Here is a 7532-nt window from a genome sequence, read left to right as displayed (position 1 = left end):
ACCAGGACGTCCCCTTCGAGCGGCTGGTGGAACTGCTCAACCCCGAGCGCTCCACCGCCTACCACCCGCTGTTCCAGGTGATGTTCGCCTGGCAGAACGTCAGCCGGCCCGACTTCGAACTCGACGGCCTGCGCCTCGGCTACGAGCCGGTGGACGTCGACTCCGCCAAGTTCGACCTGTTCTTCGGCCTGACCGAGTACGACACCGGCGCCGGACGCGGCGTCCGCGGCAGCCTCGAATACGCCACGGACCTCTTCGACAGGGGCACGGCGGCCACGCTCGCCGAGCGCTTCCTGCGCGTGCTGCGGCAGGTCACCGCCGCCCCCCACAACCGCGTGGACGGCGTCGACCTGCTCTCGGCCGGCGAACGCGACCAGGTCGTCGTGCACTGGAACGACACCCGCGCGCCCCTGCCGGCACAGACGATCCCCGGCCTGTTCGAGGCACAGGCGGCCCGCACCCCCGACGCCGTCGCCGTCATCGGCGACGGGGTGTCCTGGACGTACCGAGAACTCGACGAACGGGCCAACCGGCTGGCGCGGGAACTGGTGCGTATGGGGCAGGGCCCGGAGTCGATCGTGGGCCTCGCCCTCCCCCGCGACGCGGGACTCGTCGTCGGCATGCTGGGCATCCTCAAGTCGGGCGCCGCGTATCTGCCGATCGACCCGCGCTACCCCAGCGCCCGCCTCGACTTCGTCCTGGCCGACGCCCGCCCCGACATCATCCTCACCGACACCGCGACCGTCGGCGTCCTGCCGGCCCACGACGCCACCTGCCTCCACCTCGACCGGCTCGACCTCGCCCGCGGGGACGGTTCGCCCCTCGGCACCCGGGAACGGCCCGCCTCCTGGGGCCCGGACAGCCTGGCGTACGTGATGTACACCTCCGGCTCGACCGGCAATCCGAAGGGCGTCGCCATCCACCACGCCAACCTCGTCAACGGCGTGCTGCGCCTGGCCGACGTGGTCGATGTGCGGGCCGGGTCGAGGATGCTGGGCGCCACCTCCGTCAACTTCGACGTGTCGGCCTTTGAAGTGTTCACCGCCCTCAGCCGCGGCGCGAGCGTCGAGATCGTCCGGGACGTCCTCGAACTCGCCGAACGGGACGGCTGGCGGGGCGGCTCGTTGCAGGCCGTGCCCTCGGTGTTCTCGGAGATCCTCGACACCGTCGCCGGAAAGATGGACGTGGACACGGTGGTCCTGGGCGGCGACAGCCTGCCCGCCACCCTCCTGGACAAGGTGCGCGCCGCCATCCCCCGGGCCCGCCTCGTCCAGGCCTACGGTCAGACCGAGGACTTCTATGCCACCACCTTCGAGATCCCCGAGGACTGGAGCGGCACCGGCAACGTGCCCATCGGCGCCCCGCTCGGAAACATGCGCACCTATGTCCTCGGCCCGGGCCTGGTGCCCGTCCCCGTCGGCGTCACCGGCGAGCTGTACGTCGCGGGAGCGGTCGGCCGCGGTTACCACAACCGGCCCGGCATCACCGCCGAACGCTTCGTCGCCGACCCCTTCGGACCGGCGGGGGAGCGCATGTACCGCACCGGGGACCTGGTGCGGTGGACCCCGGAAGGACAGCTGGAGTACCTGGGCCGAGGCGACACCCAGATGAAGATCCGCGGCTTCCGCATCGAGCCGGGCGAGATCGAGGCCGCGCTCGTCGCTCACCCCGAGGTGCGCCAGGCCGTGGTCCAGCTGCGCAAGGAGCACGCCGGCGGCGCCGGGCTGCTCGTCGGCTACGTCGTCCCGTCCGACGAGCAGCCCGCCCGCGCCCCGGACCCCGAGGAGCTGCGCCGGTACGTCGCGGGACGGCTCCCGGAGTTCATGGTGCCGTCGGCCTTCGTGGTCCTCGACCGGCTCCCGCTGGACCCCAACGGCAAGATCGACCGGCGGGCCCTGCCGGCCCCCGCCCCGCGCAGCACGGACTTCCGGGCCCCCGCGACCCCGCGCGAACAGGTGCTCTGCGAGGTCTTCGGCGAGGTGCTGGGGGCCGCCCAGGTCGGTGTCGACGACGACTTCTTCACCGTCGGCGGCGACAGCATCCGCTCCATCCAGGTCGTCGCCCGGGCCCGTGCACGCGGCATCGAGGTCAGCCCCCGCGAGGTCTTCGAGCACCGTACGGTGGCCCGGCTCGCCGAGGTGGCACGCGACCTCGGGACGCAGGACGAGACCGCCGTCCTCGCCGAGCTGGACGGCGGCGGCGTCGGCTGGTCCCCGCTGCCGCCCGCCGGCCGGTACATGCTCGGACTCGGCGGCGGCTACGGCCGATTCCAGCAGTCGATGCTGCTCACGCTGCCGCACGACGTGTCCGCCGCGCCGCTCGCCGCGACGGTCCAGGCGGTCCTCGACACCCACGACGTGCTGCGCGCCCGCCTGGTCACCAGCCCGGCCGGCGACGAGCCCGGCCTCGTGGCCGAGGCGCCGGGTTCGGTGACGGCGGCCGAGCTGATCCACCGGGCGCCGTGCACCGGCGCGTGGCAGTCGCGGGAGTGGCGCACCCAGCTGGCCGCCGAACTCGATGCGGCGACCGGCCGCCTCGACCCGGCGGCGGGCCGGATGGCGCAGCTCGTCTGGTTCGACCCGCAAGACGGAGGCCAGGGCCGGCTCCTCGTACTGCTGCACCACCTGGTCGTCGACGGGGTGTCGTGGCGGATTCTGCTGCCCGACTTCGCCGCCGCCTGGGAGCAGGTCCGCGCGGGCCGCCCGCCCGTCCTCGCGCCGGTGGGCACCTCCGCCCGGCGCTGGACGCACGCCCTCGCCGAAGAGGCGAACCGCCCCGGGCGCGCCGCCGAACTCCCGCTGTGGCGCGGCATTCTGGACGGACCCGATCCGCTGCTCGGCGCGCGGCGCGTCGACCCGGCGGTGGACACCATGGCCACGGTGGAACGTGTCCAGGTCTCCGTTCCGGCGGATGTCACCGAGACGGCGCTGTCGGCCCTGCCCGCCGCCTTCCACGGCGGGCCCAACGACGGTCTGCTCACCGCGCTCGCGCTGGCCCTCGCCATCTGGCGCGAGCGGCGCGGCGTCACCGAGACATCGACCCTGCTGCGTATGGAGGGCCACGGCCGCGAGGAGGACGTGGTGCCCGGCGCCGACCTGTCCCGCACCGTGGGCTGGTTCACCAGCATGTTCCCGATGCGCCTGGACGTCGCGGGCTGCGACCTAGGCGAGGCGCTGGCCGGGGGTGACGCCGCGGGGCGCGCCGTCAAGGCCGTCAAGGAACAGCTGCGGTCGGTCCCCGACAAGGGCATGGGCTTCGGCCTGCTGCGCTACCTGAACGCCGAGACGGCACGCGAGCTGTCCGCCTTCCCCGAGGCGCAGATCGGCTTCAACTACCTGGGCCGGTTCTCCGCCGCGGACATGCCCGAGGAACTGCGCGGCATCGGCTGGACCCAGGCCCCCGAGGGCGGTGTGATGGCCGACCTCGATGCCGACATGCCGGCGATGTCGGTCCTCGACGTCACCGCCGTGGCCTCCGAAACCGACGAAGGCCCCCTGCTGGGCGCGGTGTTCAGCTTCCCCGCCACGATCCTCGCGCCGGCCGACGTCCGCGAACTGGCCGACCTGTGGGTCCAGGCGCTGACCGCGCTCGCCGAGCACGTGCGCAGCGACCCCCGCGCAGGCGGCCTCACCCCGTCCGACCTGCCGCTGGTCCGGGTCGGCCAGCCCGAGCTCGACGTCTGGCACAAGGCCTACCCGGGCCTGTCCGATGTGTGGCCGCTCACACCGCTGCAGTCCGGGCTGCTCTTCCACGCGCAGCTCGCCGACGCCGCCTTCGACGCCTACAACATGCAGCTGGCCTTCGAACTCACCGGACCCGTCGACCCCGGCCGGCTGCGCACCGCAGGACAGGCGCTCCTCGACCGCCATCCCAACCTGCGGGCCGCCTTCGTCACCGGCACGGACGGCGGCCACGTCCAGCTCGTCGTCGACGGCGCCGAGCTGCCCTGGCAGGAAACCGATCTGCGCCCGCTCGACGACGCGGAGGCGCGCGAGCACGCGTACGACGACCTGCTTGCCGAGGACCTGCGCACCAACTTCGACCCGGCCCGGCCGCCGCTGCTGCGCATGACCCTGATCCGCATGGACGACGCGGTCTCCCACCTCGTCCTCACCGCCCACCACACCCTGTTCGACGGCTGGTCGCTGCCCGTCCTGCTGCAGGACCTGCTGCGCCTCTACGCCGGCCGCGGCGACGCGAGCGGACTGCCTCAGGCCCGCGGCTTCAAGGACTTCCTGGTGTGGCTCGCCGCCCAGGAACCGGACGCCGCCGCCCGGGCCTGGGCCCGCGAACTGGACGGAGTCGAGGAGCCCACCCTGCTCGCCGCGTCCCGCCAGGGCCGCGGAAGCGACGGAATCGGCATTCTGGACGTGCCGCTCACGGCACAAGACGCCGAGACGCTGGCCAGGCGGGCCGCCGAACTCGGCGTCACCGTCAATACGCTGGTGCAGGGCAGCTGGGCGCTGGTCCTCGGCGCCCTGACCGGCCGCCAGGACGTGGTGTTCGGTGCCACCGTCTCGGGCCGCCCCGCCACCCTGCCCGGTGCCGACTCCATGGTCGGCCTGTTCATCAACACCCTTCCGGTGCGGGTGGCCTGCGGCCCCGAGCACAGCCTCGCCGAGGTGTTCACCGGGCTGCAGAGCCGCCAGGCAGCGCTCCTGGACCACCACCACTACGGGCTGCCCGCCCTGCACCGCGACACCGGCCTCAGCGTCCTGTTCGACACGATGATCGCGTTCGAGTCGTACCCGGTCGACCAGGCGGGTCTCGGCGCCGCGAGCGCGGCGGGCGAGCTGACGATCACCGGCATCCGCCCGTTCTCCGGCACCCACTACCCGGTGACCGTCATCGCCGTGACCGAGCCCCACCTGCGGCTGACCCTCCACTACCAGCAGGGCCTGTTCGACGAGTCCGAGGCGCGCGACATCGCCGAGCGCTTCGGGCGCGTCCTGGCTCAGGCCGCCGCCGACCCCGCCACCAGGACCGGCCGCCTCGATCTGCTGGCGCCCGCCGAACGGCAGTTGGTCCTCGGCCGGTGGAACGACACGGAGACCGGCCGCACCCCGGCCACCATCCCGGCCGCCTTCGCCCGGCAGGCCGCCGCGAGCCCCGACGCCGTCGCGCTGACGTGCGACGACACGACCGTCACGTACCGGGAACTCGACGCGATGTCGGACCGGGTGGCCGACTCGCTGGTGCGCAGGGGCGTGAGCCCCGAGACGGTCGTCGCCGTCGCCCTGCCCCGCACCCCGCGCCTGGTGGCCGCGCTGCTCGGCGTGCTCAAGGCGGGCGGCGCCTATCTGCCCATCGACCCGGCCTACCCCAGCGGCCGGCTGTCCTACGTGCTGTCCCACGCGCGGCCCCGGCTGCTGCTGACCGACGCGGCGACCGAACCGGTGCTCCCGGCCGGCGACGTCCCGCGCGTGCACATCGACACGCTCCTCGACGAGGAACGCACCGGCGGCCCGGCCGCGCGCCCCGGCACGCTGCGCCCCGAGAACACGGCGTACGTGATGTACACCTCCGGATCGACCGGCACCCCCAAGGGCGTCGCCATCACCCACGGCAACGTCACCAACGGTGTCGCCGAGCTCGCCGGGTCGCTGGACGTGGGCCCGGGGGTGCGCATGCTGGCGAGCACCTCCATCAACTTCGACGTGTCGGTGTTCGAGGTGTTCACCGCACTGACCACCGGCGCGGACCTCCAACTGGTGCGTGACGCGCTGGTGCTCGGCGAGGACACGGGCGCCGGCCGCGGCGTCGACGTCATCAGCACCGTCCCCTCCGTCTTCGCCGAACTCCTCGAACAGGGCGCTAGTCTCGACGCCCGCACCCTCGTCTTCGCCGGCGAGGCGCTTCCCGACACCCTCGTGGCACGCATCGCGGAACAGTTGCCGAAGGCCCGCGTCATCAACGCCTACGGGCAGAGCGAGTCGTTCTACGCGACGCTGTGGGCCGCGGACAGCGGGCCCGGGTCGGGCGCGGGCGCACCCATCGGCGCCCCGCTCGGCGGCATGCGCACCTACGTTCTGGGCGCGGGCCTCGAACCCGTCCCGGTGGGCGTCGTCGGTGAGTTGTACGTGGCAGGCGCCAGCCTGGGCCGCGGCTACCACGGCCGCACCGCACTCACCGCCGAACGGTTCGTCCCCGACCCGCACGGGGCACCGGGCACCCGCATGTACCGCACCGGCGACCTGGCCCGCTGGAACGCCGAAGGGCAGCTGGAGTACGCGGGGCGTAGCGACCAGCAGGTCAAGATCCGCGGCTTCCGCATCGAACCGGGCGAGGTCGAGGCGGCCCTGACGGCCTGCCCCGGCGTCCTCCAGGCCGTCGTCGTCCCCCGCGACGGCCGCGGCACGGGGCGGCACCTGGTCGCCTACGTCACCGTGCACGGCCCGCGCGAGGAGGCCACCGCGCACCGGCTGCGCGAGGAGGTGACCGGACGGCTGCCCGACTACATGGTGCCCAGCGCCTTCGTCGTCCTGGACCGCCTGCCGCTCACCCCCAACGGAAAGCTGGACCGCTCCGCGCTGCCGGAGCCGGACCTCGGCGCGAGCGCCCACCGGGCTCCGCGCACCCCGCAGGAGGAGGTGCTGTGCGGCCTGTTCGCCGAGACGCTCGGTATCAAGGAGCGCGTCGGCATCGACGACTCCTTCTTCGACCTCGGCGGACACTCGCTGCTCGTCACGCGGCTCACCAACAGGATTCTGATGCTGCTCGGCGTGCGGCTGCCGCTGCGTGCCGTCTTCGAGACCCCGACGGTCGCAGGGCTGGCGCGGCGGCTCGACTCCGGTGTCGACGCCGGCCAGTCCGCCGACCCGTATGCGGTGGTGCTGCCGCTCAAGGCCGGCGGCGAGCGGCCCCCGGTGTGGTGGTTCCACCCCGGCGGCGGCCTGAGCTGGTGCTACATGGGCTTCGCCCCGCACCTGCCGGCCGACCGGCCCAGCTACGGCATCCAGGCCAGAGGGCTCGACGGTGCCGCGCCACTGCCCGGGTCGATCGAGGAGATGGTCGCGGACTACGTGACACAGCTGCTCACCGTGCAGCCCGAGGGCCCCTTCCACCTCGCCGGCTGGTCGTTCGGCGGCACCCTGGCCCACGCGGTCGCGGGTGAACTGGAGCGGCGCGGCCACGAGGTCCGCCTGCTGGCCCTGCTGGACTGCGCGCCGAGCACCTTCTTCGCGGCCAGCAAGGACGCGCCCGAGGCCGAGGTGCGCGGCATGTTCGAGGCCTACGTCGCGATGGCCGACCACGCTGCGCTCGTGGACCGCATGACCGAGATCCAGATCGAACACCTCGCGCTCATGCGCCGCTTCACGTCGCCCGTCTTCAGTGGCAGGGCCCTGTTCTTCAGCGCCACGGTGGACTCGCCCGAGGCGATCGCCGAGCACTGGAAGCCGTACATCCTCGGTGGGATCGAGGAGTACGAGATCGAGTGCAGCCACCACGCGATGCACCTCCCGGAATCGGCAGCGAAGATCGCGGCGGTCATCGGGCAGGAGCTCGACAAGGGCTGACCGCCTCCACCGGCC

Annotated in this window: 1 protein-coding gene; it reads left to right on the top strand. The window is 73.3% G+C overall.

Annotated elements, in window-relative coordinates; all coding sequences use genetic code 11:
- Positions 1 to 7517: non-ribosomal peptide synthetase (locus FKN01_RS30795; protein ID WP_143625950.1), on the top strand; the 7517-nt coding region annotated here is incomplete at its 5' end.
- Positions 7518 to 7532 lie beyond the last annotated feature (15 nt).

The sequence above is a fragment of the Streptomyces sp. 130 genome (assembly GCF_007096885.1).
Taxonomy (GTDB): domain Bacteria; phylum Actinomycetota; class Actinomycetes; order Streptomycetales; family Streptomycetaceae; genus Streptomyces.
Note: the sequence above shows the minus strand (reverse complement) of the source record. Positions and strands in the feature narration are given on the sequence as shown.